This is a genomic window from Commensalibacter sp. A3DC (assembly GCF_047307945.1).
Classification (GTDB): Bacteria; Pseudomonadota; Alphaproteobacteria; order Acetobacterales; family Acetobacteraceae; genus Commensalibacter; species Commensalibacter melissae.
This window is the reverse complement of record NZ_JAXOQA010000011.1, coordinates 15855-41535: the sequence shown is the minus strand read 5'-3', so window position 1 is coordinate 41535 and position 25681 is coordinate 15855. Positions and strand designations below refer to the sequence as shown.

The following is a 25681-nucleotide window of genomic DNA, read 5'->3' as shown; positions in this document are numbered from 1 at the left end:
GAATAAGTTTGATTGTAATTGAAAAGATTTTAAGAGGTATTAATTGATTTGTAATAATGTTAATATATATAGAAAATTGATTTTTAATTGTAAAAAAGAATTTATAACGAACTTAAATTAATATTTTAATTGTTTTTTAATTATTTTATTCAAAAAAGATGCAAGATTTTTCTCTTTAAAAAGATATCCTGCAATATTTGCATTTTCTGCAGCCTGTAAATCAGTCAATTTATCACCAATCAAAAAAGAATGCTGACGATCAATGAATAAATCATGAATTGCATGTTCAATCATTCCTGCATGCGGTTTACGATCAGGGTGATCCTGTCGATACTTTTTAATCTTGGCTTCTGGATGGTAGGGACAATAATAAAAGGCATCAATAGCGGTATTATATTTTTTTAGTTTTTCTTGAATATAGTGATGAAAGTTCTGGACGTCCCGTTCTGTGAAAAAGCCGCGTGCAACCCCAGATTGGTTGGTTACTACGACGGTAAGGAAACCGAGTTTCTTGGCTTGACAAATAGCCTCTTCAACCCCTTCAACCAAAATTAAATCTTCCAGACGATAAGGATAGTTCGTATCGATATTGATAACACCATCCCGGTCAAAAAAGATTGCGGGTTTTATAATTTTTGATAAAAAACGGGACATTCGAGAATATTTTCTATTTCATTGACGATTGTTAAATAAAATAATCAATTCGTTTTGACCGGTTATGAAACAGAAATCAATTTAAAAGTTTTCTTATCATGTTTAAAGATTTATGATGATTTCAAATAAAGAAAGCGGTTGATTGTAAGATATAATAATAATTTATTAAAAAAATCATGTATAAAATTGCTTTTACAGAATAGTGAACTAATTCAATAGGAATTAATTTTAATCACAATTTATTTTAATTTTTTCATGCAAGGGTTAACGGATGCCTCAATATCGTTCATACATTTCTACTCATGGTCGTAATATGGCTGGTGCACGTGCTTTATGGCGTGCAACTGGAATGAAAGATGATGATTTTCATAAACCAATTATTGCTGTGGTTAATTCTTTTACCCAATTTGTTCCCGGCCATGTTCATTTAAAGGATTTGGGCCAGATGGTTGCAAAAGAAATTGAAAATGCCGGTGGCGTGGCAAAAGAATTTAACACAATTGCGATTGATGACGGAATTGCGATGGGGCATGATGGAATGCTATATTCCTTACCAAGTCGAGAGATTATTGCTGATTCAGTTGAATATATGGTGAATGCGCATTGTGCAGATGCAATGGTTTGTATTTCGAATTGTGATAAGATAACTCCTGGGATGCTAATGGCTGCAATGCGTTTGAACATCCCTGCTGTTTTTGTGTCCGGTGGTCCAATGGAAGCGGGTAAAAGTCATCTGGCTAATCATAAACTGGATCTGATTGATGCGATGATTGCCGCCGGTGATGATAATGTTCAAGATAGTCAGGTAACGGAATATGAACGAAACGCCTGTCCAACCTGTGGTTCCTGTTCTGGTATGTTTACGGCCAATTCCATGAATTGTCTAACCGAAGTTTTGGGTTTTTCCTTTCCTGGTAATGGCACTTTGTTGGCTACGCATAAAGATCGCCAGTTTTTATTCAGAAGGGCGGGCAAAAGAATTGTTGAACTTTGTAATTCTTATTATAGGGATGGTAATGATAAAATATTGCCACGTTCCATTGCAACGAAAGAGGCCTTTGAAAATGCGATGGCCTTGGATATTGCTATGGGGGGGTCAACGAATACGATTTTACATCTTTTGGCTATAGCACAAGAAGGGGAAGTTCCTTTTACATTACAGGATATAGACCGTTTATCTCGTAAAATACCACAATTATGTAAAGTGGCCCCGAATACTCAGCTCTATCATATTGAGGATGTGCATCGGGCCGGAGGTGTTTACGGAATTCTGGGTGAACTGGCTAAAGCAAATTTATTGCATCTAAATACAATCACAGTCCATTCAGATAGTTTAAAGGATGCTATTCTTCATTGGGATATTATTTCAACACATGAAAAATCTGTTTTGGATTTTTTTAAAGCCGCTCCCGGTGGTATTCCTTCTCAACAGGCCTTCAGTCAAAATCAGCGTTGGAAAACGTTGGATCAGGATCGTGTTGGCGGCTGTATCCGTGATATTGAACATGCATATTCCAAAGATGGTGGGCTGGCTGTTTTGTATGGTAATTTAGCCGAAGATGGGTGTGTTGTAAAAACAGCCGGTGTTGATCAATCAATTTTGGTATTTGAAGGCAAGGCACGTGTTTTTGAAAGCCAGGATAGCGCAGTTGAAAGCATTTTATCAGACCAAATTGAACCTGGGGACATTGTTGTTATTCGTTATGAAGGACCTAAGGGAGGTCCCGGAATGCAGGAAATGCTTTATCCAACCAGTTATTTGAAATCAAAAAATCTTGGGAAACTTTGTGCGTTATTGACAGATGGACGCTTTTCAGGTGGAACATCCGGTTTATCAATTGGTCATGTATCTCCAGAGGCTGCCGACAAAGGAACAATTGGCCTAGTTAAAGACGGGGATACAATTAAGATTGATATTCCTAATCGCTTCATTCATTTGCAGGTATCGGATGAGATCCTGAAACAACGCCGAAATGAACAGGATCAAAAGGGCTGGAAACCTGTCAGGGCAAGAGCACGTAAAGTTAGTATGGCCTTGAAATCCTATGCGATGATGGCAACCAGTGCGGACAAGGGGGCGGTTAGAAATAGAAAATTATTTGATTGATTAAAACAACTACGCTTTTAGTGGGATAATTGTTTCATTATTTTATTGAAAGCGTATTATTTCGTAAAAAAATGTGTTTTGAAAATGCAATATAGGATTTTATTTAAATAAGAATATTTTTAACTTTATAACTAAATCCATCTTTTATTCCATTAAACAAATATCTTAAGGATTGGACTCTATTTTTTTGAATCATGCATAAAAGGAAACATGTCATAATTCTGCATAAAGTTGAAGGCAAAGTAAAAAAAGGTTTGTTCCTGTAAATTTTATGGGTAATGATCAGGTTACGTACAAGATAATATAATTTCTTATTTGAAAAAATTTGGGAATGTAAAATAACATCATGTACAAAAATAAAATCTGGAACATACAGAATTTTATTATTTTTTTGTGACAAGTAATATGAAAAAGCCAAATCGTCAAAATAAATAAACAGATCATCTATTATTATATGGGCGTATTTTTTTAAAATGTTTTTATGAATAATGGTTCCTACAAACGAAAAGGTTTGTACCTCACAGATTGCATCAGACTGCGGTAAAAACTGTTTTGGGTTTATTTTATAATGTATTGTGGCCAGTAAAGTTGAAGGTATTTTTTTAAAGGGTATGTTCATGGAACATATTTTATAATCAGGGGTTAATACCCTGCAGCAAAAAATTTGATAATTGTCTTTTTTGAACTGGATAAAATTATCAAGCAAATTCTCAGCTGGATAGGCATCATCATCAAAGAAAAAAATCCAGTCTATGTCTAAAGACGCAATATATTGGGCACCGTATTTAAATCCACCCGCACCCCCAATATTATTTTTCATGCGCAAGATTTGTAGGCGGGATTCTTTTAGAGAGGATAGCCATTGTTCTGTACCATCTGTGGATGCATTGTCAATGACTATTATTGTATCAAATTTAAGGGCAAAAGTTGCGCGTAAACATAATTGTAATTTATTCAGCCGATTGTAAGTTACAATGAGAGCAGCACATTTCATTTATGGGAGAGCCATTTAAAAGAATACATATTTCTTTATATAGCATAAAACAATAGAATAAGTTAAAATAACAAATGGTTATTTAACTTCAGACTAGATATGAATAATATTCGATGCAAATAATTTATGCAATAAATTATTGGCGTCCCGTACGGGAGTCGAACCCGTGTTGCCGCCGTGAAAGGGCGATGTCCTAGGCCTCTAGACGAACGGGACAGAGGCAATGAAGGTTTTAATACATGGGTGTGATCTCTTGGTCAAGTAAAAAATATTAATTTTTTATAAAACTTGCATCTTTTATAAAAAAAGTTGTATTTTCCTGTCCATTCCATTGATTGTTACGTAACCATCCTGCCAAATGAACAGGTCGCCGGTTTTGAGAATCTTCTAAGAATACAGTTATCGGATTCTGATCTGCACGGAAGAGAAGGGCTTTTAAGGATTGTCTTTCTTCTCCCTGAATGATTAACCGTAAGGTATTCCCATCTTTGCCTATCCTGTCCGTACGGATAATGTGTACATAAGACAGGACAATGAGGGGTTCTTCATTTCCATTTCCAAAGGGAGCCAGATTTTCAATCTGTTTGGCCAGTTCAACTGAGGCTCCTGCTGGAGTGATGACGGTTTCAATTTCTAAATCTGCGACAGCCGGATAATGAGTGGCCTGGTTTAAATAATGATTAAGAAAATCGTGTAATTTCTGGCTTTTGTCTTTATGATAGCAATAACCGGCTGCCATTGTATGACCTCCTCCCTGGATCAATAAATCAGCCTGTTTTGCTGCGATAATAGCGGCTCCCAAATCTAGGCCAGGAACAGACCGGCCAGAGCCTTTGACGGTGCCATCCTGTAGTTCTGTCCCGATTAAAATTGGACGGTTGATTTGTTCCTTGATGCGACCGGCAACAATGCCAACGATACCGGAATGCCATTTTGGATTGCTAAGCATAATGACGGCATTACCTTGTCTATATTGTTCCATTGCTTGTTCGGTGGCCTGATCCAATACATCTTTTTCAATATTCTGCCGTTGTTTATTGATGGTATCCAGACGCTCGGCAATCAGTCTTGCATCAAAGGGGTTAGAGTTCGTTAAAAGCTGTAATCCAAGACTTGCTTCGGAAATACGTCCACCAGCATTAATTCTCGGACCTAATGCGAATCCGCAACTAAAGGCGTTGGGTACTTGCGTAATTCCAGCAACATCCAATAAGGCAGCCAACCCTATACGTTCACGTTTTGCTAGGATTTTCAAGCCTTGCGTGACAAAGGCTCTATTTAAGCCTGTCAAAGGCATAACGTCACAAATTGTCGATAAAGCGACGAGATCCATTAATTTAAAAAGATTAGGTTCAGGGTTGGTTTGAAAATAATTTTTTTCCCGCAGATTTCGGGTAATTGCAATGGATGCAATAAAGCTTACTCCACCGGCACAAAGATTGCCTAGTCTGGATGTGCAGTCTAAACGATTAGGATTGACGGTTGCATAAATATTGGGAACGTTCTCTGATTTATGGTGGTCAAAAACGATAAAGTCTGTTTTTTCCTGATTAATCTGATCAAAAACGGAATGAGCTGCGGTTCCACAATCGACACAGATGATAAGGGTTGCCCCTTGTTGAATAAGCTGTTCCAGCGCTTGCACATTTGGACCATAACCTTCCTTGAAGCGATCTGGAATGTATGAAATGGCTTGATTTCCCAGCATGGAAAAAAAGTCGCTAAACAGGGCTGTGGCACAGCCACCATCTACATCGTAATCGCCAAATATGGCAATTTTCTCATGGTTAATTATGGCATCGGCAATACGTGCTGCCGCTTTGTCCATATCTTTTAAACAAGAGGGATTGGGGAGTAATGCTTTAAGGGTTGGGGATAAAAAAAAAGGCAAATTTTCCGCGGAAACCCCTCTTAATGCCATCATGCGACCAACAACCTCGAAAAGGGAAGCTTTCTGAGCAATCGCTTGTGCCTGACGATCCAGAAAATGCTGATCCAGAGAAGAATGACGCCATACCCATTGGCGTCCTGAAAGACTTTGACTGACATTAAGGACTAGAGAAGAGGTTTCCGACATGGAGATTTGAGGAATTTAAATAGTTGTTTGAGGTTTGTTACGCGGGTCGTGGCAAGCGTTAATGAAACGGATGGTTTTTGATACTGATCTCGTAACTATTGAATTTGTCCATACATGATTTCCTTTCCAGCGCACACCTTTAAGGATATCACCATTTGTAACCCCTGTTGCCGAAAATAAGACATTTCCATTGGCCATGTCATGAAGGGAAAGTTTGCGTTGCGGATCAAGGGGATTCATCTTTCTGGCACGATCAATCTGCTCTTTATTTTCAAAAAGCAGTCTGCCCTGCATTTGCCCATCAAAACAACGTAATGCCGCAGCAGCAAGAACGCCTTCTGGGGCACCACCTGATCCTATGACAATATCAACATTACTTTTTGGGAGACAGGTTGAGATAATGCTGGCAACATCGCCATCAGAAACTAGTTTGACATGAGCGCCGGCTTCACGGGCTTTGGCAATAATTTCCTCATGACGCTCTCTTTCCAAAATGCTGAGAGTTAAATCAGAAACATCAACTTTTTTCGCTTTTGCAAGGTTCATTAAATTAGTTTTAACATTATTATCTATGTCAATGACACCTTCGGGGTAGCCCGGACCAATGGCAATTTTGTCCATGTAGATATCAGGGGCATGAAGAAAGTTCCCCTTTTCCGCCAATGCAACGACAGTGATCGCATTGGGCAGATTCTTGGCAACGAGATTTGTTCCTTCCAATGGATCGACAGCAATATCCATTTCGGGTCCGCCAGCCCCAACTTTTTCACCAATATAAAGCATGGGAGCCTCATCCATTTCACCTTCACCGATTACGACGGTGCCTGAAATGGCAACAGTATCAAAAGCTTGCCGCATGCCTTGAACGGCTGCTGCATCAGCTTCGTTTTTCTTGCCAAGTCCAATCCAGTGAAAGGACTTAAGTGCTGCAGCTTCCGTCACGCGTACGAGTTCAAGCGCCAAGTTCCGATCAGAGACGGTATAACCAGATTGAAAAGGAGGTTTATTCATGATTTAAAATTTCCTTGTATGTAATGATTATGGCTCTTCAATGCGGATCATGATGGGTTTTTCCAGAATTGCAGGAAGGTCATAAATTGCTTTTAATGACTTTAATAAAGAACTTTCCTTGTTTTTATGAGTCACAAGTACGATAGGAACCGTATTTTCAGAATCAGTAGTCATATGATTTTTATGTTGCAACAGGCTTCGTAGGGAAACATTGTTTTCTTTGAAAATGGTTGCAATATCAGCCACAACACCTGGTTTATCCTCAACAATAAGACGTATATAATAGGCTTTGTTAAAATCCGAGTTGGGGACAAGTGTTGCGGGACGGAGTTCATTCCAGTCCGTTCCCCACATGGGTATTGTATTGCCTCTGGCGATATCGATGATATCAGCGCAAACAGCCGTGGCGGTTGGGCCTTCGCCAGCTCCGGCACCTTCAAGCATCAGATAACCTGAAAATTCGCCTTTTGTTCTGATGGCATTAATTACGCCATTAACACGGGCCAAGGGAGAGGACTGAGGCAAAAGTGCGGGATGAACACGTAATTCCAGTTTGTTTTCTGAATGATATTGTGCCATACCCACCAATTTAATCGTGTAACCCAATTCTTGGGCATAATGGATATCATGTGGAGAGATGTTTCGAATTCCTTCAACAAAAATATCTTTGAAATTGAAAGTATACCCAAAACCAAGGCTTGCCAGAATGGCAAGTTTATGGGCGGCATCAAGTCCATCAATATCGGTGGATGGATCAGCTTCGGCATATCCAAGTTGCTGAGTTTCCTTTAGGATGTCTTCAAAACCTCGTCCAGTTCTTGTCATGGTGGTCAACATGTAGTTACAGGTTCCGTTTAAGATTCCGCCAATTTCAATCAGGCGATCTGCCGCCAAGGCTTCTTTGATGGTTTTAATAATTGGAATTCCACCTGCAACGGCAGCTTCAAAAAGTAATGGAACATTTTGACTGGCAGCCATTTTGGCAAGTTCGTTACCGTGCAGAGCAATCAGGGCCTTATTTGCTGTAACAACAGCCTTTTTATTTTTTATTGCTTCACAGACAAGTTCATAAGCCGCTCCATTTGCACCGCCGATCAATTCAACAACAACATCTATATCAGGATCAGTTGCAAGATCTAACGGATCTTCGTACCATTTAAAAGTTGTTAAATCAATATTTCGATTTTTATGGCGGTTTTTGGCATTCACGGCATGGATGCGGATCGGGCGTCCAGCACGGTTCGTTATAGTTTTTTGATTATTTTGCAATAATCGTAACACGCCAATTCCTACGGTTCCAAGACCAGCGATTCCAAGGTTTAAGGGTTTATTAACCGAAGGATTATCCATAAAATTTCTCCGAGCAAGATATATATTTTTTCTTAAATAAAGATAGTTGGGCTATTTAGAATAAGCCTGCATGAAATGTTTTATTGAACGGCAGGCTTGTCTCAATCTTTGGGTATTTTCCACCAGACCAATTCGAACATGATCGTCACCATATTCACCAAAACCAAGACCAGGGGCGACAGCAACCTGGGCTTCCTTGAGAAGAAGTTTGGAAAATTCAACACTTCCCATTGATTTAAACTGTTCAGGAATGGGGGCCCATGCAAACATGGAGGCTTCAGGGGAAGGAACATTCCATCCAGCTGAATGCAACCCTTTGATTATGGTATCCCTTCTTTCTTTATATAGGGTCCGAATTTTTTCTACATAATCCTGGGGATTGTTCAGGGCTGCTGTTGCGGCAACTTGAACTGGTGTGAAGGCCCCATAATCTAAATACGATTTGATTCGGGTTAGTGCAGCAATAAGTTTTCTGTTACCGGCGGCAAAACCGATACGCCAGCCAGCCATTGAGTAGGTTTTAGACATGGAAGTAAATTCGACAGCGATATCTTTTGCTCCTGGTATTTCCAAAATGGAGGGTGGAATTTTCTCACCAAAATAAATTTCAGCATAAGCCAAATCAGAGAGAATCCAGATTGATTCTTTTTTTGCAAACTGAACGAGCTCACGATAAAAATCCAGATCTGCCAAATAGGCGGTGGGATTTGAAGGAAAATTGACGATAAGGGCGGTGGGTTTCGGAATGGAATGTTTAACAGCACGATGCAGTGCCTCCAGCATATGTTCATCTGGTTTTGCAGGAATTGAGCGAATTGCAGCACCAGCGATAATAAATCCAAATTGATGAATGGGATAGGAAGGATTGGGAACAAGAATAGTATCGCCAGGACTGGTGATTGCAGAAGCCAGGTTTGCCAATCCTTCCTTTGATCCCAAAGTCACGATTGTTTCATGTTCAGGGTCAAGGGTGATATTAAAACGTCTTTGATAATAATTTGCAAGGGCTTTGCGTAGACCGGCAATTCCACGACTGACGGAATAACCGTGGACACGGGGAGCAGAGGTTGTTTCAATTAATTTTTGGATAACATGTTCAGGGGGACGGCTATCTGGATTTCCCATACCCAGATCTATAATATCTTCTCCACGTGCTCGTGCGGCCTTTTTAGCGGCATTTACTTCAGCAAATACATAAGGTGGCAGGCGACGAATACGATGGAATTCTTCTGTCATGACATAGGCTCGTTTGAATAGAATAAATTAAAATTAAAAAAGAAAATACTAATTGTCCATACGAATCCGAACACCGTGTCCAAATGCATAGGCCCGGATTACAATAGCGGATTCTGGTACATTATGGGCGATTAATAATTTTGCAACTGTTTTTGCACGTAGCAAGGCAAGTGAAACCGCCGCAGTTTGTGCATCGGGATCAAGAGAGGTTGTGTCACCATATCCGTGAACAAAAACGGTTCTGCCTTTTCTTTGCCAGGCAATATTATTTATTATATCTTCTTGTTTGGCATAAGGCGTGTCGGAATCAATCGGAAAACGTATAAGCGTTCCTGTTGGTTCCTTAAAGGATAAACCTGAAGGATGGGATGGAGGGGGAAGGTTGATGTCCGGTGGGACATCAAAATCAGGGAAGTGGGATGGAGGGGGAGGATTGACGGGAATAGAGGGAATTACAACATTTTGTTCATCAATTTTTGCCCTAAGTTCTGGCATAACCACGGGTTCGGTTTTATGGGATTCGACAGTCTCGACTGGTTTAACCGATTTTTCTTTTTGATTGATCGTGTTGTGAATATTCGAGTTCTGGTTTGGTTGAGGTGGCTCTCCTGCCGCATTAAAATTCGCAGAGGATGCGAGATTTTCCGCAGGTTGCATGTTGGTGTTCTGACCAGGTTGATTATTGACAGGTTTGGTTTGAACGGACGATTTTGCAGGTGGGTTATTCTGCTGTGCAGGTAATGGAGGAATATCAGGAATAATAATTGGGTTTTTTACATTTTGCCACTGTGTCTCATTTCTATCCTGTGAGAGAGAATCTGTGATTGCATTGCGTAAATCTTGGGAGGGCAGAGGAGGGGAGGCTGTTGGTGTCAACCCTACATAGGGATATTTCTGATCATTTCCCGGAACAGGCAGCCTGGGTTGAGATACAATGCCGCCTTCTATATCATGATATGCGTTTACGGGGGCTTTAATAAACACAGATTGGGAGCATCCCCCCAGACAGAAGAGATTAAAAAATAAGAAATATCGTAAAATTGGCTGCTGGATGGAAGACACTCTATCTATACCCTTCTATACCCTTAATTTATAAAATAAAAACATATTTGATGAATTTTATAGTGTTTATAGGTTTTTTCTTAATACGCTATTTTGTTTCCATAATATAGATAAATAATCTTTTCCCCCTGATTTATAAGATAAATTGCAGATCATAATAAGTTTTGTTGTGTAAAAATGATAATTTTACAGGCATATATAAAAAACTGATCAGTGAATAAAAAAAATTTTCATTTATCAATGTAGGGTGTATAAAAAATAGAGTAAATAAAATAAAAATTGTTTTTTTGAAAAGATAATTTGAAGGAAAATATTGGTGAAGCTTATGCAGCTTTCAGATGGTGGACAAAAACATTTCAGTGATAGTGATCCAGATGATGAAGAGAAAAAGGAGGATAAAAATTTTCCTGAGGCTGGTGCAAATAATGAATTGGAAAATAAACTTTTCAAAGAACGTACAATTCTAATTTTTGGTGAAGTGAATGACAAGCTTGCAAGGGAAATAAGCGGGCGTTTGTTGGCCCTGGCTTATGAGTCGTCTAAGCCGATCAATATTTATGTCAATTCGCCTGGCGGTCATGTGGAAAGTGGTGATACAATTCATGATATGATCCGTTTTGTGGACAGCCATGCACCGATTAACATGATTGGTACAGGATGGGTCGCATCGGCAGGGGCCCTGATTTATGCCGCAGGACGTAAAGAACGACGTTTCTGTTTAGCCAATACACGTTTCTTATTGCATCAGCCAATGGGTGGGGTCAGAGGACCGGCGACGGACATTGATATCGAGGCCAGGGAAATTATAAAAATGCGTGAACGTTTGAATGCAATTTTTGCAAAAGAGACTGGACATTCTTATGATAAAATTGCCAAAGATACCGATAGAAATTATTGGATGTCTGCCCAGGAAGCCATCAAATATGGGCTTGTTAACCGTATCATTCATAAATTATCAGAACTGAAATGATTTAAAAAATTAATGATTTTAAAAGTAAGGAGTCGATTTGGAAATGTCTGACTTGAAAGCAATTTATACGCAATTACCTGAAGATTTACATACCTTGCCTCAGCCAAAATCAGATAAAGAGCTCGAGGAGATGAATTATCGAGTGCGCCATTGGATGAGTAATATTCCAGGCTCGATTAAAATCGGTAGTAAAGAGCATAGGCAAATGGTATGTCAGATGTTCCGTGAGACTTTTAATCCTTACAGACCAACTTTTATGGACTGGCCAAAGCTTACCGATCAGGAAATTGATCGTTTAAAATCGTTGCCTATTTGGGATATCGCTGTGCAGACAGAGGGCAAGGCCCGTTTGAGGATGGCTGCCTATGTCAAAGAAATTGTGGATCCAGAATGGGCTGATGCCATTGCACGGAATGCGTGGGAGGAAAATCGTCATAAGGAAGTTCTTTCTGATTTGGTCAGGTTTTATGGTATCCCCCTTGCATCAGAGTCCCCTTATTCGGTCCCAAAAGATCCGGAATGGGCCTATTTGGTAACAGGATTTAGTGAATGTTGGGATAGTTTTTATGCCTTCGGTTTGTTTGCAATCGCAGAAAAGTCTGGATTTTTCACGAAAGAACTGATTGAAACCTTTGAGCCTGTTATGCAGGAAGAATGTCGCCATATCCTTCTATTTGCAAACTGGTTGGCTTGGCATCGTGCGAATTTGCCCTGGATAAAACGTATCTTGTTTGAACTAAAAGTTATCGCTGTTCATGCATTTTTGGTTTACGAACGGATCGGTTTGATTAAAACGATGGATGCAGAGGGAGAGGAGCATTTCCAAGATAATAATTTCACGATTAACGGAGTTGCTGAGCTGGGTAATGAAAAAACGACCCTTGCTGATTTTCTTCGTTTATGTCTTTCAGAAGATGATCGTCGTTTTTCTGGTTATGACCGTCGTTTATTACGTCCAGAAACAGCACCCTTTTTGACAAAAATGGCTCTTTGGCTTCTTCCTAAAAAGCTGCTTAATAAACAATTGGTTGGCTGAACGTTGGTCTGGGTTAATGCCTCATTATTTTAAGGAGGCATTAAAGTGTTACACAAAACTGCTTGGCGATACGACCCGATTTCAGGCTGTTGGGGACTTGACCCAAAAGTTTGAATTCATCGATATATTGGGCAACCTGCTCCCACAAGTTATCATTTATTATGGCCATATTTCTGTTTTCATTTAAAAACATTTTTAATATTTCTTCAGGCCTCATTTTCTGCCATTCATCAGTTAGGATTTGACTGGCTTCCTGAATATGCTGTGATTGCCATACGGAGGCATTTCGAATTGCTGTGGCAAGATATTTGAGTGCAAGTGGATTGGATTGTTGAAAATGATTTGAGATTCCCAAAACATAATTGATTCTTTGACTCCAGCTACCTGTCTGGCTCCCGGCAAGTTGGAACAATTTTTTATTGTTATGATGAAGAATTCGCCAGATAAAAGGGTCAGAGCCAATTAATGCCTGTATTTGACCTGATAAAAGAGCGGGAAGTAATTCATCTTTTTCCAGTTCAACCCATTTAACATTCAAATCCGGATTTATGCCTTTACGTCTTAGAAGAATAGAAAAGAATAGTTTTTCTTTTTCGGAATGAGGTTGAATTCCAATGGATAGATTTGCCAAATCCATCAATCTTTGGATTTTTTGTTTATGTGTAACCAATAACCGAAAATCCCCACCATTTAAACCAATCATTAATTTTCCACCTTCAGAGTGGGATTTAAGAAGTTGTGGCAGCCAGTCCAGAATGGATAAAATAGCCGCATCACACTGATTGGTCTTGAGTAGATCGAAAATCTGGGTTTTATTTTTAATATTGGCAATGGGATCAAGGCTTATTTTGTAATGTTTCAGAAAACCTTTTGTCTGGGCAATGGTGAGAAGCTGGTTTTCTTCATTCTTTAGGTATGCAATACGAATCATTTGTGGTGAGATATCCTGAGGCATTATCTCGGGATCATGTTTGTTGATGGAATGATATAATCCCATTCCTGTTAAAGAGCCTATTGCCCCTAGTCCAACCAGTAAATTACGGCGATTAAAAGATTTTTTTGTTTTATTTGAAAAAGGGGTCATAGAGCAAATTCTAGAAAATGAAAAAAATTGGATTTTATATAAAAAAATACTTTACCATTAATTTTAAATTAGGTATACAAAGTCTACCAAATGATCCCGAATAGCTCAGTTGGTAGAGCAAGCGACTGTTAATCGCTCGGTCGTAGGTTCGAGTCCTACTTCGGGAGCCATCTAATTTAAAAGATGTGCAAAAAATAAGTTGATAAATTATATCACCTAATAAATATTATTCCTGTAAAATTGGCTATTGTTTTTAATGTTGATAATTTAGAGCAGAGTCAATTGTCAAACCTGTTTAAAAGTTAGACGATAATTAATAATGATACTATTATTAAATAGTATCATGGGTTATTGAATGCAGTGGGCATGAATTTGTATTATTCATTAATGGATATTAAATGAAGATCATAAATTTAAAATATATACCCACTTATTGAATCATTGAAAGTTATTAGTGCTCTGTAACATGTATAGACATTTCTATCATGTCTTTTGTCTTGGGTTTAATAATTTGCATTTGATCCAATAGTGTTCCAACCTCAAGGCACATCACTTGATTCCATAATGATGCAGGAAATTGATCTAAGGTTTTGGCTTGTTCTTTCCAAGGTGTCCATAACACGGCAGAATGTGAGAAAGGAGCTCGGATGATAATGTTTCTTTTCCATATAGGATCAATAATAGTTATTTCAAAGGGAACATCACTGTAAATTCGATCAACGGGACCAGTTAAATGGTGAAAGAATTTTTGTATGCCTGATTTTTGCTGACCCAATGCATTTTGTTCTGTATAGGTTAGATTTTCCAATCCATGGATATGGATATTACGGATATCACTGACATGGAAATAGTTATGTAAAGCCTGAGTTATGGCCATATCCTGGTTACTCTTGTTTTCAATATGAAGTTGTATGCTTAAAATCTCATTAAAACATATAATGAATTTCAATTCCGTTTCATGTGGCCATTCCGGAGTTAATGTTGGTGAGGTTTGTAGACTATTAATGATAATGATCCCTGATTTTGATGCATCGAGCTGATGATTTTTCCATTCAATGCAACGTGCAAAACCATGCGATAATGCGGGATGAGTTAGGCTATGCATATTTTGGACTATTGAAGGATTGGCTTTAAGATGACCGAACCAGGGCCAGCATAACGGGATGCCACTTCTTATGGCTTTGCCATCCTGATAGGTAGCCTTTGAATTTCCCCATAAAATATCCGGCTTTTTAAGAGATCCATAACGTATTATCTGAGCTCTTTTAGGAATATAATCAAGAAATCTGTCTAAAAAATGTAAACGTAAGGCTTCATAGGGACCATATTGAATTTTTTCAATTTTCATTTTCTTCCATTGAAATAATATTGATGATTAAAATGACCTACTTGCTATAAAAAACAAATAAGACAATTTAGGTTTATAGTCCTAATAAATCTATAAGCCAAAACATATAATGGTTGTTTTTTAATGATGCAGAATTTGGGTGGAATAAATGAACAAAAGAAGTGATTTGATTCCATGTTGTAAAAATCGTGTCGTTTCGTCCAGTTTTGATTACTCCTTGAATTTTGGAAAAATAGATTTTCGCAAACATCCTGAATATTATCGCATTGGCAAGGGAGAGCAAGGAGTATTGCTGGTCGAGCCATACAAGTCAGAAATATTGCCTTATTGGCAATTTGCGACTGTTGAAAAGGCAAGGGAAAGCAGTGAAAAGATATATCAATTATTTTTGCAGTATTTGAAACAAGAAGATTTTGTTGGGGCTGATATGGCGCGTAAATTTCTGCAGATGGGTTATACGCGTGCCCGACGTTATGCTAATCATAAAGGTGGCAAAAAATATAATGGATTTGTTCCCAAAGATAAAAAGGGTTTGAGTGGATCTTATGGTCGTCAGGAGTTACCCAAAGGTTTTGAGGATCCGATTAAGGCAAAAGCGGCATCAGTTTTTAAACAGAAATGGAAACAGGCAAGAGAACATTCAAAATATAAAAGTTTGAAAGAGAATTTTGTAAAAAAAGTTTCAAAAACAGCGGTCAATAATTAAGGTATTATAAAGGTTTTTTGCTCTTTTCCAAGAATATAACCATTTTGTTTTAAGTAGGTATACCAATATTTTTCAATTTGGCATAATCATGGTAACTATTTGGTAAATTTTTTTACTGTGGTTAAATTCAGCTGCATGGCACAGCTCATGGAGGATAACATAATCAATGGCGGCGGGATTTGCCTTGATTAGATGTTGAGTTAAGGTAATGATCACATTATTTTTTTGATTATAACTACCCCATTGATTTTTCAATTCGTAACAAAGGTGGTTTATTTTGCCAATCAATTCAACAAATTCTTGATTTTAAAAGGGAAAGACGTTCAGAAAAAACCTTTAAAGCCTCAAATTTATACCAGTTTTGAAGCATGCTATAGATTCTTGACGGAAAATTCTCTCGAACTGTTATTGCAATATGATGATCAATTAACTGGATAGTTTGTGCCTGATTGGTTATTTTAAGAATTTTTAAAGGATAAAGGTGTCCTAAATAAAGATGTTTTTCATGATTGATATACTGGTAATGGGATTCTTGAAATATAGGATTGGTGTAAATCCAGTTCTTATGATAATCCAGAATTTCAAGAACACGCTGATGGGAAACAGATGGATGAGCCTTTATTTTGATAATTTTATCTGTAGTGATTTCAAGGGTAATTCTGTTCCTATTATGATTATGAGTTAGATGAAGCTGACAGTTGAATTTTTGATTTTTACAAGAAAAATCAAAATGTTTGACAGGATAATCCAAAATAAAACAGATTTTGAAGGGGACAATTATATCATAATACAAGATGGCTGGGGTGGGAGGATTCGAACCTCCGCATGGCGGAATCAAAATCCGCTGCCTTACCGCTTGGCTACACCCCAAGGTTTGTTAAAGCATCTTTTAAAGGAGTTATTAGGTTTCGTAAAGAGGAAAAATAAAAAAATTTTTAAAATTTATTGTTGGTTTCCATCTTTATCTGAATAATAGGAATTATCCACTTGATTCTTCTTTTTTCCATTTTGATCTGTTACAGTTCTTTGAACACAATAACGAGCAAATTTCCCAGCTTTTTTAAAGCTTTTATCTAATGAAGCCATGGTTTGGGATAAATCTGAGCTTTCATCTTTTAACCAGATACGCATATTTAGCGCCCAAATGGCTGTCAGCCCCTTTATACAAGTAATTCCACGTAGGCCGCTTGTGTTGATTTCCGCTGCTTCAGCTAGCCATTTCATACTGTTTTGAATGGCTATCTGTAGAAGAAATGCTAATGGAGGGTTAAGGGGTAAGGAATGAATTGCAGAAATCAAACCTTGTCGATATTGTTGGAACGTATCAAACCGTTCCATAAAAAGATCGAATAAATATTCAGGAACGGGTTGATGCTGGTAGGATTGTTTCAATGCAGCCTGATCGGCGAGACGGTTCAGATAAAGTAAAAGGGAGGATTTGCAAGGGAATAATTTTCGTGCCATATCAAGCGAAACATTACAGCGTCGTGCCGCGTCACTTAATGACATGGCGTTCCATCCTTGTTCTGCCGCCAGATCCATGGAATTTTTTAAAATACGGTGGCGTATTTCTTCATCAGACATCATCAATCTCCTATATTGCTTTTATTTTATGAAGATAAAGCTCTGGAACGATCTGCAGCTGCCTGCAGGGCCTTAGAAAGAATATGGGGCCATGCATCGGGTTGAATTAGAACATTAACAGCTTGTTCTGTTATCCCGTTAGGGGTCGCAACATTTTTTCTTAGTGTTTCCGCCTCTTCCGGGGAATGATTCAATAATGCGGCAGAGCCAATTACGGTTTGTCTGGCTAAAAGACGTGCCAGGTCTTCTGACAATCCTTTCTCTTGTCCTATCTTTTGCAACAATTCCGCTAATAGGAATATATAGGCGGGCCCACATCCAGCAATTGCTGTGGCGATGTCAATTTCCTGTTCTGTATCAAGCCATGCGGTTTTACCAATGGCATTAAACAATCGTTCTGCAATTTGTTTTTGATCCGATTGCGTTTGGGAGTTGGCAATCATGCTGGTCATACCTAATCCTAATTCTGAAGGGGTATTAGGCATAACTCTGATAATAGACTGATGATCTCCGAATTGTTGTTGTAACCAGGCAAGCGTTTTCCCGCCAAGAACGGAAATAACAGGTATATTTTTACACCATGGTTTTAAATGGGGGATAAGTTCGGCAGCTTGATCCGGTTTGACGGCAAGTACAACAGCTTCTGGTTGAAACGTTTTTGGAACATCCTGAATAGTATGTGCCAATTGATGTGGAGTAACTAGATCGAAATCATGTCGATTAACAATGAAAGAATGATTCAAGCCTTTTTTTATCCAGCCTTTTAACATGGCTTTCCCCATATGCCCGCAGCCAATCATTAAAAGGGAGGGAAGTGATGACATAATGAATTCCTCGATCAATAGTGAATAAAATAGGATTGTTTTTTGTATATGATTGTAAGAATTCTAACATAAAAATGTCCAATATAAAAATATTTGTACATTGTCAGAAAAAGCATATGTATTTAACAAAAATTAGTATTAAATAATTAGTATAAACTTTAATATTTTATTTCATGAAAGAAAATTGTCCCATCATTTTTTTTAAGTTAAGTGCGTCCCAAGGCATGTGTTCTGCAAAAGTTATTCCGGCTATATCCGTTATGAGGGAAACATCCTGGATGATTTTGCTCAATTGGGGGATGGTCATTTCTCCTTTTACGTTATTAAAGGTTTGTGGTGAGATGGGATTATTTGAAAATTGCGAATAAAAAGATCGGGGATTAAGGACATCAACGTCCACATGTATTGCAAGATGCTCAAAATTGTTTTTTCTAATCCATGCCAAAATGGCTTGATTATCTGGGGTAAGATCAGGACTGGCAATGGTTTGCAATCCTAAATCATGTACAATTTTTTTTTCATAGGCATTGTTATAATTATGAATGCCAATGATTAAAACCTGGTTGGCTTTAAAAGGTAATCTGACTTCATTTGCAAGATATGGATCACCTTTTCCCAATAAATTTCCCAAAACCATTGCATGTTCTCGATCAAAATGTTTGGGGGTGGAAATATCGGGATGGGAATCAATCCATAACAACCCTATTTTTCCGTTATAATGTCTATTGAGATAGGCAAAAGGCGCCTGGCTAACAATACAAGTACCGCCGAATGTAATAATCCGATCAGGTTCGTGTTCATCTATAATTTTTTGCGTTGCTTTTAATTGATGAATAATGACATCTTGCCAAACAACACCATTTTCCCTGGTTCTTTGTTGTTGATGATAAGGTTCAATGGGAACTTCAACAATCGGGGATGTATTATTTTGGGGAGCTAAGAAAGCTAACAGACGAGCTCCTAGGGGGTAGATCTCGCCGGAGGGTTGATTGTCATAATCTCCACTTTGCCATTCTGGAATTAGAAGTCTTAGGGTTTTGCAATGTTCAGTTTTATAAATCATAATTATTTTTCTTGTCTGAAAATTCAATGGAATTAAATTATTGAGCAAAAAGAAATTATGGATCAACAAGATAGCTAGAATTCAAGTTATTTTTGTACCGTTAGGCACGGGGCGTTCCACGGTTGTAATAACGATTCCATCTTCTGTTTCAAAACCTGTTAGTAAGAATTGCGAACGAAAAGGACCAATTTGTTTTTCAGGAAAATTAATAATTCCTATAATTTGTTTATGAATTAAATCCTCGGGCTGGTAGAGTTTAACCAGTTGAGCGCTTGTTTTAAGCTTGCCATAGTGTCCAAAATCAACCCATATTTTATAGGCGGGTTTACGGGCTTCAGGAAATTTTTCTATTTTTATAATAGTTCCAATTACCATTAAAATTTTTTCAAAATCTTCCCATTCTATTAAATCCATCAATAAAATTTCCCTAGATTGATCAATATAAAAGGGGTTTGAAATATCCCCCTGTTAAAATATTTACGATTAAATATTTGCTTTTTTTTCTAATTCTGCGATTTTTTCCTCAAGTTTTTTGACATGTTCTTCTAACTTTTCTTGAGCGGCACGGGTACGGCTGGCAATTTCTGTAACAATTTCAAATTCATCACGTCTGACCAGTTGAAGGGTTGACAAAACCTCATCAACCCGTCCCTTGACAATGGCAGCAATCTCTTCCTTGATACCACTGAAAACAGAAAATACACTGCCAGAAGCATGAGAGGCATCGTCAAATATTTTTTTTGGATTAGGCATGATTTTTCCTTATTATTATTTCAAAATTAGTAAATTAGTATAAGTTAATCTAATACGTTATCAAAGTTATAATATAGCATGTTTTTTTTAATTTATAATTTATGTGTATGAAAACAATATGATTATTATCACTGGTGCAACAGGGTTTATCGGTTCTTGTTTACAGGCCAGACTCTATGATTTGAAAGAGAAGACGGTTGTAATTGACTGGTTGGGGGATGAGGGAAAATGGCGCAATATTGCAAATCATGTGCCAACAGATTTAATTTTTCCTGAATATATTGATGATTTTCTGGTGCAGCATTGCAAAGTAATAAGGGCTGTCATTCATTTGGGTGCAATTAGTGAAACAACGGCCCGTGATGGGGATCTGGTTTGGAAAACCAATGTCAATTTGTCAAAAAAATTATGGCATTGGTGCGCTTTGAATCAGGTAAGATTCATTTATGCTTCATCTGCCGCAACCTATGGGGGAGCCAATCAGCTGGAGGAATTTACAGATGAACCCAACCATATTGCAGATTTAAAACCCTTGAATTTGTATGGGTGGTCCAAACAGGTTTTTGATCGATTTGTATTGGAACAGGTTAGGAATCATCAACCTGTCCCCCCGCAATGGGCCGGATTAAAATTTTTTAATGTATATGGACCAAATGAATATCACAAGGGCAAGATGATTTCAGTTGTAAAGGTCAAATTTGATGATATTCAGAAGGGAGGTGTTCCCCGTTTATTCAAGTCTGATCGCGATGGTTTGACAGACGGTGCCCAGGCCCGTGATTTTATTTGGGTTGGGGATGTTATTGAAATTATTTTATGGCTTTTAAACAATCCCGATGTAAATGGAATATATAATTGTGGTACCGGACAAGCTAGAACCTATCTTGATTTGGCATATGCCGTCTGTGATGCGGTTGGCTGTAAAAGAGAGGTTGAATTTATAGATATGCCCCAGAGTTTGCAGGGACAATATCAATATTTTACCCAAGCTGACATGACACGTTTGAAAGTTGCCGGATATCAACGGGCATTTACCTCATTGGAAGAAGGTATTTCAAAATATATTCAGGGTTATCTTTTACGGCCAGACCCTTATTTATAAGGTCATATTTTTTAATGAAAGACAGGTTTTATGTCATCTCCCTTGTATTATCCTAATTTTGATCCTGTTATGTTGCATATCGGCCCCTTATCGATACGTTGGTACGCTATGGCCTATATAGCAGCATTGCTTGCCGGTTGGTTTTTGGTAAGACGATTGGTTCAAAGGGAACCCGTGGTTGCAACTGTTACACAAGTTGATGATTTTTTAACTTGGGCGACGTTGGGCGTTATTTTGGGGGGACGTTTGGGATATGTTTGCTTTTATCAGCCTGCTTATTATTTAACGCATCCATTACAGATCATCCAGGTATGGCATGGAGGAATGTCCTTTCATGGTGGTGCTTTGGGGGTTATATTCGCCTTAATAATATTCACCCGTTATAACCGTTTAAGTTTTCTTGGTTTTTCTGATCGTGTCACAACCGTAGTGCCTATGGGACTAGGATTTGGAAGATTGGCAAATTTTATTAATGGGGAGCTAGTGGGTCGTGAAGCTCCGGACTGGCTACCCTGGCGTATGATTTATCCCGGTGTTGAAGGTGCAAGACATCCATCTGAATTATATGAATGTTTTTCAGAAGGTGTGTTGCTATTTTTTATTATGCTTTGTTTGATTCAATGTAAAGCCATTCGAGAGCGGCCAGGATTTCTTTCCGGTGTGTTTCTATTGGGGTATGCCATGGCACGAAGTGTTTGTGAGTTGTTTCGTGAGCCAGATGCTTTTTTGGGTTACTTTGCTTTTGGTTTGACGATGGGGCAAATTTTATGTATCCCAATGGCGATTGCCGGGATATATTTCATTTGGCAGTCTTATCAATTGCCGAAATTGCAAAATTTGACAGTTTCTGAAAAGTAAAGGCAGAAATGAAGAATTGTTCAGAAATGCGATTGGATCAATTTATGGAAAAGGCAAATGCCGCCTATTATGAAAAAAGGGATCCATTTTCTGATTTTATTACTGCACCTGAAATTTCACAGATTTTTGGTGAATTGATCGCGGTTTGGATCATTACGGTTATTCGGTCTATGCCCAAACCAGACAAATTGGCAATCGTGGAGGCCGGGCCGGGCCGGGGGACGCTCATGATGGATATTTTAAGAGTTTTATTCCGTTCGGCTCCTGATATCTGCCAATATTGTAAGGTTTTTCTGATTGAAACCTCGTCGCGTTTACGTCAAATTCAAGAAAATACATTGAAAAATTATGAAATTGAAATTCAATGGCTTGATTCTGTTTATGATATCCCGACTTTACCCCTGATTATGGTGGCGAATGAATTTCTTGACGCTTTACCTATTCGTCAGTTTATTTACAGGGGCGGAAAAAAATGGGATGAGAATTATGTTTCCCAAGGAAATGTGTTTCATAAACCCATATTCCAATTGCCTTTTTCACCTGTATTCCAGCGCCCTATAAAGGTTGGTGACACTGTAGAGGTAAATGAAGCTGGACAGGATATTGTACAATATGTTTCAGCACATATCTGTCATTATGGGGGGGCGGCTTTATTTATTGATTATGGGTATTCTTCCCAGGTTTGGGGAGACAGTTTACAGGCAATTGCAAACCGAGAAAAAGTCTCTCCTTTTGTTCCGCCCGGAGAGGCTGATCTAACCGCTCATATAGATTTTCCTTCCTTGAAAGAAATTGCAGAAAAACAGAATGTGACTGTTTACGGGATACAAACACAAGGTGCTTTTTTAAAGCAGCTTGGCATACTGATAAGGGAAAAAATCTTATTGGATCATGTACCGATAGAACAACGAAATGAAATTCGGTCTTCTGTACAACGTTTGATTGACCCTACAGAAATGGGGGATTTGTTTAAAGTTATGGCAATTTGTAACGCTGAGTTATGTGCTCCACCGGGTTTTTAGGAAAACACACTATACTTTTTTATATTTCAAAAACAAGGCTAATTTAAAAGGGTTATAAATTTCATGAACTGTAAACCATTGGCCATTCAGCATTCCTTATTGTCGAATATTGTTCGGCATGGTTTTTTTACAAGAATAGGTGGGGTTTCTCAAGGAGAATATACTTCGTTAAATTGTGGTTTGAAATCAGGTGATAACCCTCATTTAATTATGGAGAACCGTAAAATTGTTGCTGAGTATATGAAGGTATCCCCGAATTATTTGTGGGGAGGGTTACAGATTCACAGCAATAAAGTTTTATGGATTACAAAATCGAATTGTATACCTGTTGAGGGGGATGGAGCCGTGACGACCGATCCTGATATTGCTATTAGTGTTGTTACAGCTGACTGTGCCCCTGTATTATTTAGTACAAAAACTGGTGATATTGTTGGGGCAGCCCATGCAGGCTGGCGGGGCGCAGCATGTGGAATTTTAGAAAATGTCGTGGATCAAATGGAGGCTTTGGGTGCGGATAGACAGGATATCATTGCTGTTGTAGGACCCTGTATTGCCGTGACACATTATGAAGTGCGGGAAGACATGCGTAATGAGGTTTTGAGACAGGATCCAGATGGAAGAGTTTTTTTTACCCCCGTTCGTGAAGGATATTATTTGTTTGATTTGGGTCGTTATTGTGTTGACCGGTTAAGACGTAAACATGTGGGTATTGCGGCTATAACAGGAAGGGATACATTTATGGATACCACTCATTTTTTTAGTAATCGTAGACGTGTCATGGAACGGAAAGCGGTGTTAGGACATCAAATTTCAACAATTGCCTGCCGTCAATATTCGTAAGGGAAATCATAAAGATGCAATTTAAAAGTTCAAAGTCTTTTAAGATTGGATTCAGTTTTTTAGGTGTTTTATCTTTAATAGGTTGCATCCAGGTTCCACATCCATTTGAAAAAAACAAAACCACATCATTGACGACACCTCCTCCGTCAAGGTTAATTGTTCCACCACCTTCTAATTCAATGTTAAATGATAAAAACGCCCAGGGATTTGCCGAGGAAATGGCAAAGGCAATGTTGGGACAGACGGTTCCCGCAGTTGCACGACCTGCTCAAAAGGGGGACTGGATTTTATTGACCAAGGTGAGATCAGAAGAAGATATGATTATTCCTTCTTTTACAATTATTGCCCCTAATGGAAAAGTCGAAGCGGTGAGAAAAGGAATGCCCGTTTCAAAAAAGGATTGGATAAGTGGACAGCAAAGCATTTTTCATGATGTTTCAGAACAATCTGCGCCAATAATCAATCAGGTATTGACAGGATTACAAGCTCGGCAGATGGCGGCTGATCCACATAGTTTAAAACATCGGGCAGCCAAAATTTATTTCAAGGGTGTTTTTGGGGCTCCTGGAGACGGAAATAAAATTATTGCTCAGCAATTTGCTATTTCGTTTGCGGACAAGGCAAATGCTATTCAATATAAACCTGACCAGGCAGATTATACTGTGGATTGTCATGTCAGTGTAACAGATGGTGCGCAGGGGACACGTGGTAATCCGGTACAACATGTTGAAATTATTTGGCGGGTGACCGATAGCAAGGGAAAAGAGGCGGGTAAAGTTTCACAAATCAATGATGTTCCTGCGCATCGTCTTGATCACTATTGGGGTGATATTGGCTCTGCGGTTGGAGAAGAGGCTGCTGGTGGGGTTAGGCAGGTCATCACTAATTATTCTGGTCGTGATAATCAGCCTTTGCCTGCAAATAATGCAAAAGAGTCCGCTTCTTCTAATGCACCAGAATTGAAAAATATTCAGATGCAACATAAATAATATGTTTTTTATGGTATAGATCGTTTTAACTGGTTCTGTGTGTTGGAGTTCGTTGATGAAAATTATTGCAGGGAATAGTAACCGTCCATTGGCAGAGGCGATTGCGGCAGAGTTGAAAATGCCTTTATGTGATGCGTCCGTACAACGTTTTTCGGACAAGGAAGTTTTTGTGGAAATCTACGAAAATGTAAGGGGTGAAGATATTTTTGCTGTACAAAGCACGAGTTATCCAACCAATGATAATCTTATGGAATTATTGATTATGTTGGATGCCTTGCGTAGAGGGTCTGCACGACGAATTACAGCTGTTATGCCCTATTTTGGCTATGCCCGGCAAGATCGCAAATCGGGTCCAAGAACGCCCATAAGCGCGAAGCTTGTTGCCAATCTTTTGGTTGAAGCAGGAGCGAATCGTATTTTAACACTCGATTTGCATGCAGGACAGATTCAGGGTTTTTTTGATATTCCTGTAGATAATTTATATGCGGCACCTCTATTCACACGTGATATTAAACACAAACATGCTGGTAAATCGAATTTAATGGTTGTTTCTCCTGACGTTGGCGGAGTTGTAAGAGCACGTCAATTGGCAAAAAGACTTGATGTTGATTTGGCAATTATTGATAAGAGACGTGAGCGTGCCGGTGTTTCCGAGGTTATGAATGTTATTGGTCGCGTTAAGGGACGTCACTGTCTATTGGTCGATGACATTATCGATAGTGGCGGTTCACTTTGTAATGCGGCACAAGCTTTGATGGATGCGGGGGCAACTGGAATTGACGCATATGTGACTCATGGGGTTTTATCCGGCAGTGCCGCACAACGTGTTGAAGATTCGGTTATTGGAGAGTTAGTCATCACCGACAGTATTAAAATGACAGATGCAGTGCGTTCCGTTCGTAAAATTCGTCAGATTAGTTTGAATAATTTGATTGGTCGGGCCATTCGTGCCGTAGCGGATGAAAGCTCCGTTTCTTCTTTATTTGATTAATTATTTGAAAGGTATATCGT

At 38.6% G+C, this 25681-nt stretch carries 26 protein-coding genes and 3 tRNA genes; 11 read left to right on the top strand and 18 right to left on the bottom strand.

Features of this window, described 5'->3' with window-relative positions; all coding sequences use genetic code 11:
• Nucleotides 1-117 precede the first annotated feature (117 nt).
• Nucleotides 118-654, bottom strand: coding sequence for a D-glycero-alpha-D-manno-heptose-1,7-bisphosphate 7-phosphatase (locus U0839_RS02510; RefSeq protein ID WP_155564899.1), 537 nt, complete (start codon nucleotides 652-654; stop codon nucleotides 118-120).
• A 271-nt stretch (nucleotides 655-925) separates the two neighbouring features.
• Between U0839_RS02510 and ilvD the strand changes: the two genes are divergently transcribed.
• Nucleotides 926-2761, top strand: a complete 1836-nt coding sequence (gene ilvD / locus U0839_RS02505; protein ID WP_155564900.1) for a dihydroxy-acid dehydratase — start codon at nucleotides 926-928, stop codon at nucleotides 2759-2761.
• 103 nt (nucleotides 2762-2864) lie between these two features.
• Here ilvD and U0839_RS02500 read toward each other — a convergent pair whose 3' ends face one another.
• From U0839_RS02500 to U0839_RS02470, 7 genes are all read right to left on the bottom strand, one after another.
• The gene (locus U0839_RS02500) at nucleotides 2865-3755 is read right to left on the bottom strand and encodes a glycosyltransferase (protein WP_155564901.1); all 891 of its coding nucleotides are present in this window, start codon (nucleotides 3753-3755) and stop codon (nucleotides 2865-2867) included.
• A 140-nt stretch (nucleotides 3756-3895) separates the two neighbouring features.
• Nucleotides 3896-3971, bottom strand: a tRNA-Glu gene (locus U0839_RS02495).
• 55 nt (nucleotides 3972-4026) lie between these two features.
• Nucleotides 4027-5832, bottom strand: coding sequence for a single-stranded-DNA-specific exonuclease RecJ (gene recJ, locus U0839_RS02490; RefSeq protein ID WP_155564902.1), 1806 nt, complete (start codon nucleotides 5830-5832; stop codon nucleotides 4027-4029).
• Between the two features lie 15 nt (nucleotides 5833-5847).
• Nucleotides 5848-6843: a class II fructose-bisphosphatase gene (gene glpX / locus U0839_RS02485; RefSeq protein ID WP_198196888.1), complete on the bottom strand. Its 996-nt coding sequence runs from the start codon at nucleotides 6841-6843 to the stop codon at nucleotides 5848-5850.
• Nucleotides 6844-6870: 27 nt separating this feature from the next.
• Nucleotides 6871-8193 (bottom strand): homoserine dehydrogenase, encoded by a 1323-nt coding sequence (locus U0839_RS02480; RefSeq protein WP_198196889.1) that lies wholly within the window; start codon nucleotides 8191-8193, stop codon nucleotides 6871-6873.
• A 51-nt stretch (nucleotides 8194-8244) separates the two neighbouring features.
• The gene (locus U0839_RS02475; RefSeq protein ID WP_198185541.1) at nucleotides 8245-9429 is read right to left on the bottom strand and encodes an LL-diaminopimelate aminotransferase; all 1185 of its coding nucleotides are present in this window, start codon (nucleotides 9427-9429) and stop codon (nucleotides 8245-8247) included.
• A 48-nt stretch (nucleotides 9430-9477) separates the two neighbouring features.
• Nucleotides 9478-10413 (bottom strand): hypothetical protein, encoded by a 936-nt coding sequence (locus U0839_RS02470; RefSeq protein ID WP_413550012.1) that lies wholly within the window; start codon nucleotides 10411-10413, stop codon nucleotides 9478-9480.
• Between the two features lie 403 nt (nucleotides 10414-10816).
• Here U0839_RS02470 and U0839_RS02465 point away from each other — a divergent pair, with 403 nt between their 5' ends.
• Together U0839_RS02465 and U0839_RS02460 are read left to right on the top strand one after the other, a co-directional pair.
• On the top strand, nucleotides 10817-11461 hold the full coding sequence (locus U0839_RS02465; RefSeq protein ID WP_110439590.1) for an ATP-dependent Clp protease proteolytic subunit: 645 nt from the start codon (nucleotides 10817-10819) through the stop codon (nucleotides 11459-11461).
• A 43-nt stretch (nucleotides 11462-11504) separates the two neighbouring features.
• Nucleotides 11505-12497, top strand: coding sequence for a ferritin-like domain-containing protein (locus U0839_RS02460; RefSeq protein ID WP_413550011.1), 993 nt, complete (start codon nucleotides 11505-11507; stop codon nucleotides 12495-12497).
• A 40-nt stretch (nucleotides 12498-12537) separates the two neighbouring features.
• Here U0839_RS02460 and U0839_RS02455 read toward each other — a convergent pair whose 3' ends face one another.
• Entirely contained in the window at nucleotides 12538-13581 is a 1044-nt protein-coding gene (locus U0839_RS02455; protein ID WP_413550010.1) for an ABC transporter substrate-binding protein, read from the bottom strand.
• A 94-nt stretch (nucleotides 13582-13675) separates the two neighbouring features.
• Between U0839_RS02455 and U0839_RS02450 the strand changes: the two genes are divergently transcribed.
• Nucleotides 13676-13751 (top strand) — tRNA-Asn (locus tag U0839_RS02450).
• 281 nt (nucleotides 13752-14032) lie between these two features.
• Here U0839_RS02450 and U0839_RS02445 read toward each other — a convergent pair.
• Nucleotides 14033-14929: a D-hexose-6-phosphate mutarotase gene (locus tag U0839_RS02445; RefSeq protein WP_155564909.1), complete on the bottom strand. Its 897-nt coding sequence runs from the start codon at nucleotides 14927-14929 to the stop codon at nucleotides 14033-14035.
• Nucleotides 14930-15077: 148 nt separating this feature from the next.
• On the opposite strand from U0839_RS02445, the gene U0839_RS02440 reads away from it, so the two are divergent.
• Entirely contained in the window at nucleotides 15078-15635 is a 558-nt protein-coding gene (locus U0839_RS02440; protein ID WP_155564910.1) for a DUF4385 domain-containing protein, read from the top strand.
• 72 nt (nucleotides 15636-15707) lie between these two features.
• Here U0839_RS02440 and U0839_RS02435 read toward each other — a convergent pair whose 3' ends face one another.
• From U0839_RS02435 to U0839_RS02400, 8 genes are all read right to left on the bottom strand, one after another.
• Complete coding sequence (locus U0839_RS02435; RefSeq protein ID WP_196424897.1) at nucleotides 15708-15890, bottom strand: M48 family metallopeptidase; 183 nt, start codon at nucleotides 15888-15890, stop codon at nucleotides 15708-15710.
• 34 nt (nucleotides 15891-15924) lie between these two features.
• Nucleotides 15925-16386, bottom strand: a complete 462-nt coding sequence (locus tag U0839_RS02430) for a YgjP-like metallopeptidase domain-containing protein (RefSeq protein ID WP_196424821.1) — start codon at nucleotides 16384-16386, stop codon at nucleotides 15925-15927.
• A 44-nt stretch (nucleotides 16387-16430) separates the two neighbouring features.
• A tRNA-Gln gene (locus U0839_RS02425) sits at nucleotides 16431-16505 on the bottom strand.
• A 72-nt stretch (nucleotides 16506-16577) separates the two neighbouring features.
• Complete coding sequence (locus U0839_RS02420; RefSeq protein ID WP_155564911.1) at nucleotides 16578-17222, bottom strand: TetR/AcrR family transcriptional regulator; 645 nt, start codon at nucleotides 17220-17222, stop codon at nucleotides 16578-16580.
• 23 nt (nucleotides 17223-17245) lie between these two features.
• Nucleotides 17246-18043: a pyrroline-5-carboxylate reductase gene (gene proC / locus U0839_RS02415; RefSeq protein ID WP_155564912.1), complete on the bottom strand. Its 798-nt coding sequence runs from the start codon at nucleotides 18041-18043 to the stop codon at nucleotides 17246-17248.
• A gap of 166 nt (nucleotides 18044-18209) precedes the next feature.
• Nucleotides 18210-19106: an arginase family protein gene (locus U0839_RS02410; RefSeq protein ID WP_155564913.1), complete on the bottom strand. Its 897-nt coding sequence runs from the start codon at nucleotides 19104-19106 to the stop codon at nucleotides 18210-18212.
• Nucleotides 19107-19187: 81 nt separating this feature from the next.
• Complete coding sequence (locus U0839_RS02405; RefSeq protein ID WP_155564914.1) at nucleotides 19188-19520, bottom strand: tRNA-binding protein; 333 nt, start codon at nucleotides 19518-19520, stop codon at nucleotides 19188-19190.
• Nucleotides 19521-19589: 69 nt separating this feature from the next.
• Entirely contained in the window at nucleotides 19590-19859 is a 270-nt protein-coding gene (locus U0839_RS02400; protein ID WP_122122936.1) for an accessory factor UbiK family protein, read from the bottom strand.
• A 118-nt stretch (nucleotides 19860-19977) separates the two neighbouring features.
• On the opposite strand from U0839_RS02400, the gene rfaD reads away from it, so the two are divergent.
• From rfaD to U0839_RS02370, 6 genes are all read left to right on the top strand, one after another.
• Nucleotides 19978-20961: an ADP-glyceromanno-heptose 6-epimerase gene (gene rfaD / locus U0839_RS02395; RefSeq protein ID WP_155564915.1), complete on the top strand. Its 984-nt coding sequence runs from the start codon at nucleotides 19978-19980 to the stop codon at nucleotides 20959-20961.
• Between the two features lie 30 nt (nucleotides 20962-20991).
• Nucleotides 20992-21819 carry a prolipoprotein diacylglyceryl transferase gene (gene lgt / locus U0839_RS02390; protein ID WP_155564916.1) on the top strand — a complete coding sequence of 276 codons (828 nt, stop codon included), beginning with the start codon at nucleotides 20992-20994 and terminating at the stop codon, nucleotides 21817-21819.
• A gap of 8 nt (nucleotides 21820-21827) precedes the next feature.
• Nucleotides 21828-22841: a class I SAM-dependent methyltransferase gene (locus U0839_RS02385; protein WP_155564917.1), complete on the top strand. Its 1014-nt coding sequence runs from the start codon at nucleotides 21828-21830 to the stop codon at nucleotides 22839-22841.
• A gap of 63 nt (nucleotides 22842-22904) precedes the next feature.
• A complete protein-coding gene (gene pgeF / locus U0839_RS02380; protein WP_155564918.1) occupies nucleotides 22905-23681 on the top strand; it encodes a peptidoglycan editing factor PgeF in 777 nt (258 codons plus the stop codon).
• Between the two features lie 14 nt (nucleotides 23682-23695).
• Entirely contained in the window at nucleotides 23696-24670 is a 975-nt protein-coding gene (locus U0839_RS02375) for a hypothetical protein (RefSeq protein ID WP_155564919.1), read from the top strand.
• Between the two features lie 55 nt (nucleotides 24671-24725).
• The gene (locus tag U0839_RS02370; protein WP_110439573.1) at nucleotides 24726-25661 is read left to right on the top strand and encodes a ribose-phosphate pyrophosphokinase; all 936 of its coding nucleotides are present in this window, start codon (nucleotides 24726-24728) and stop codon (nucleotides 25659-25661) included.
• Nucleotides 25662-25681 lie beyond the last annotated feature (20 nt).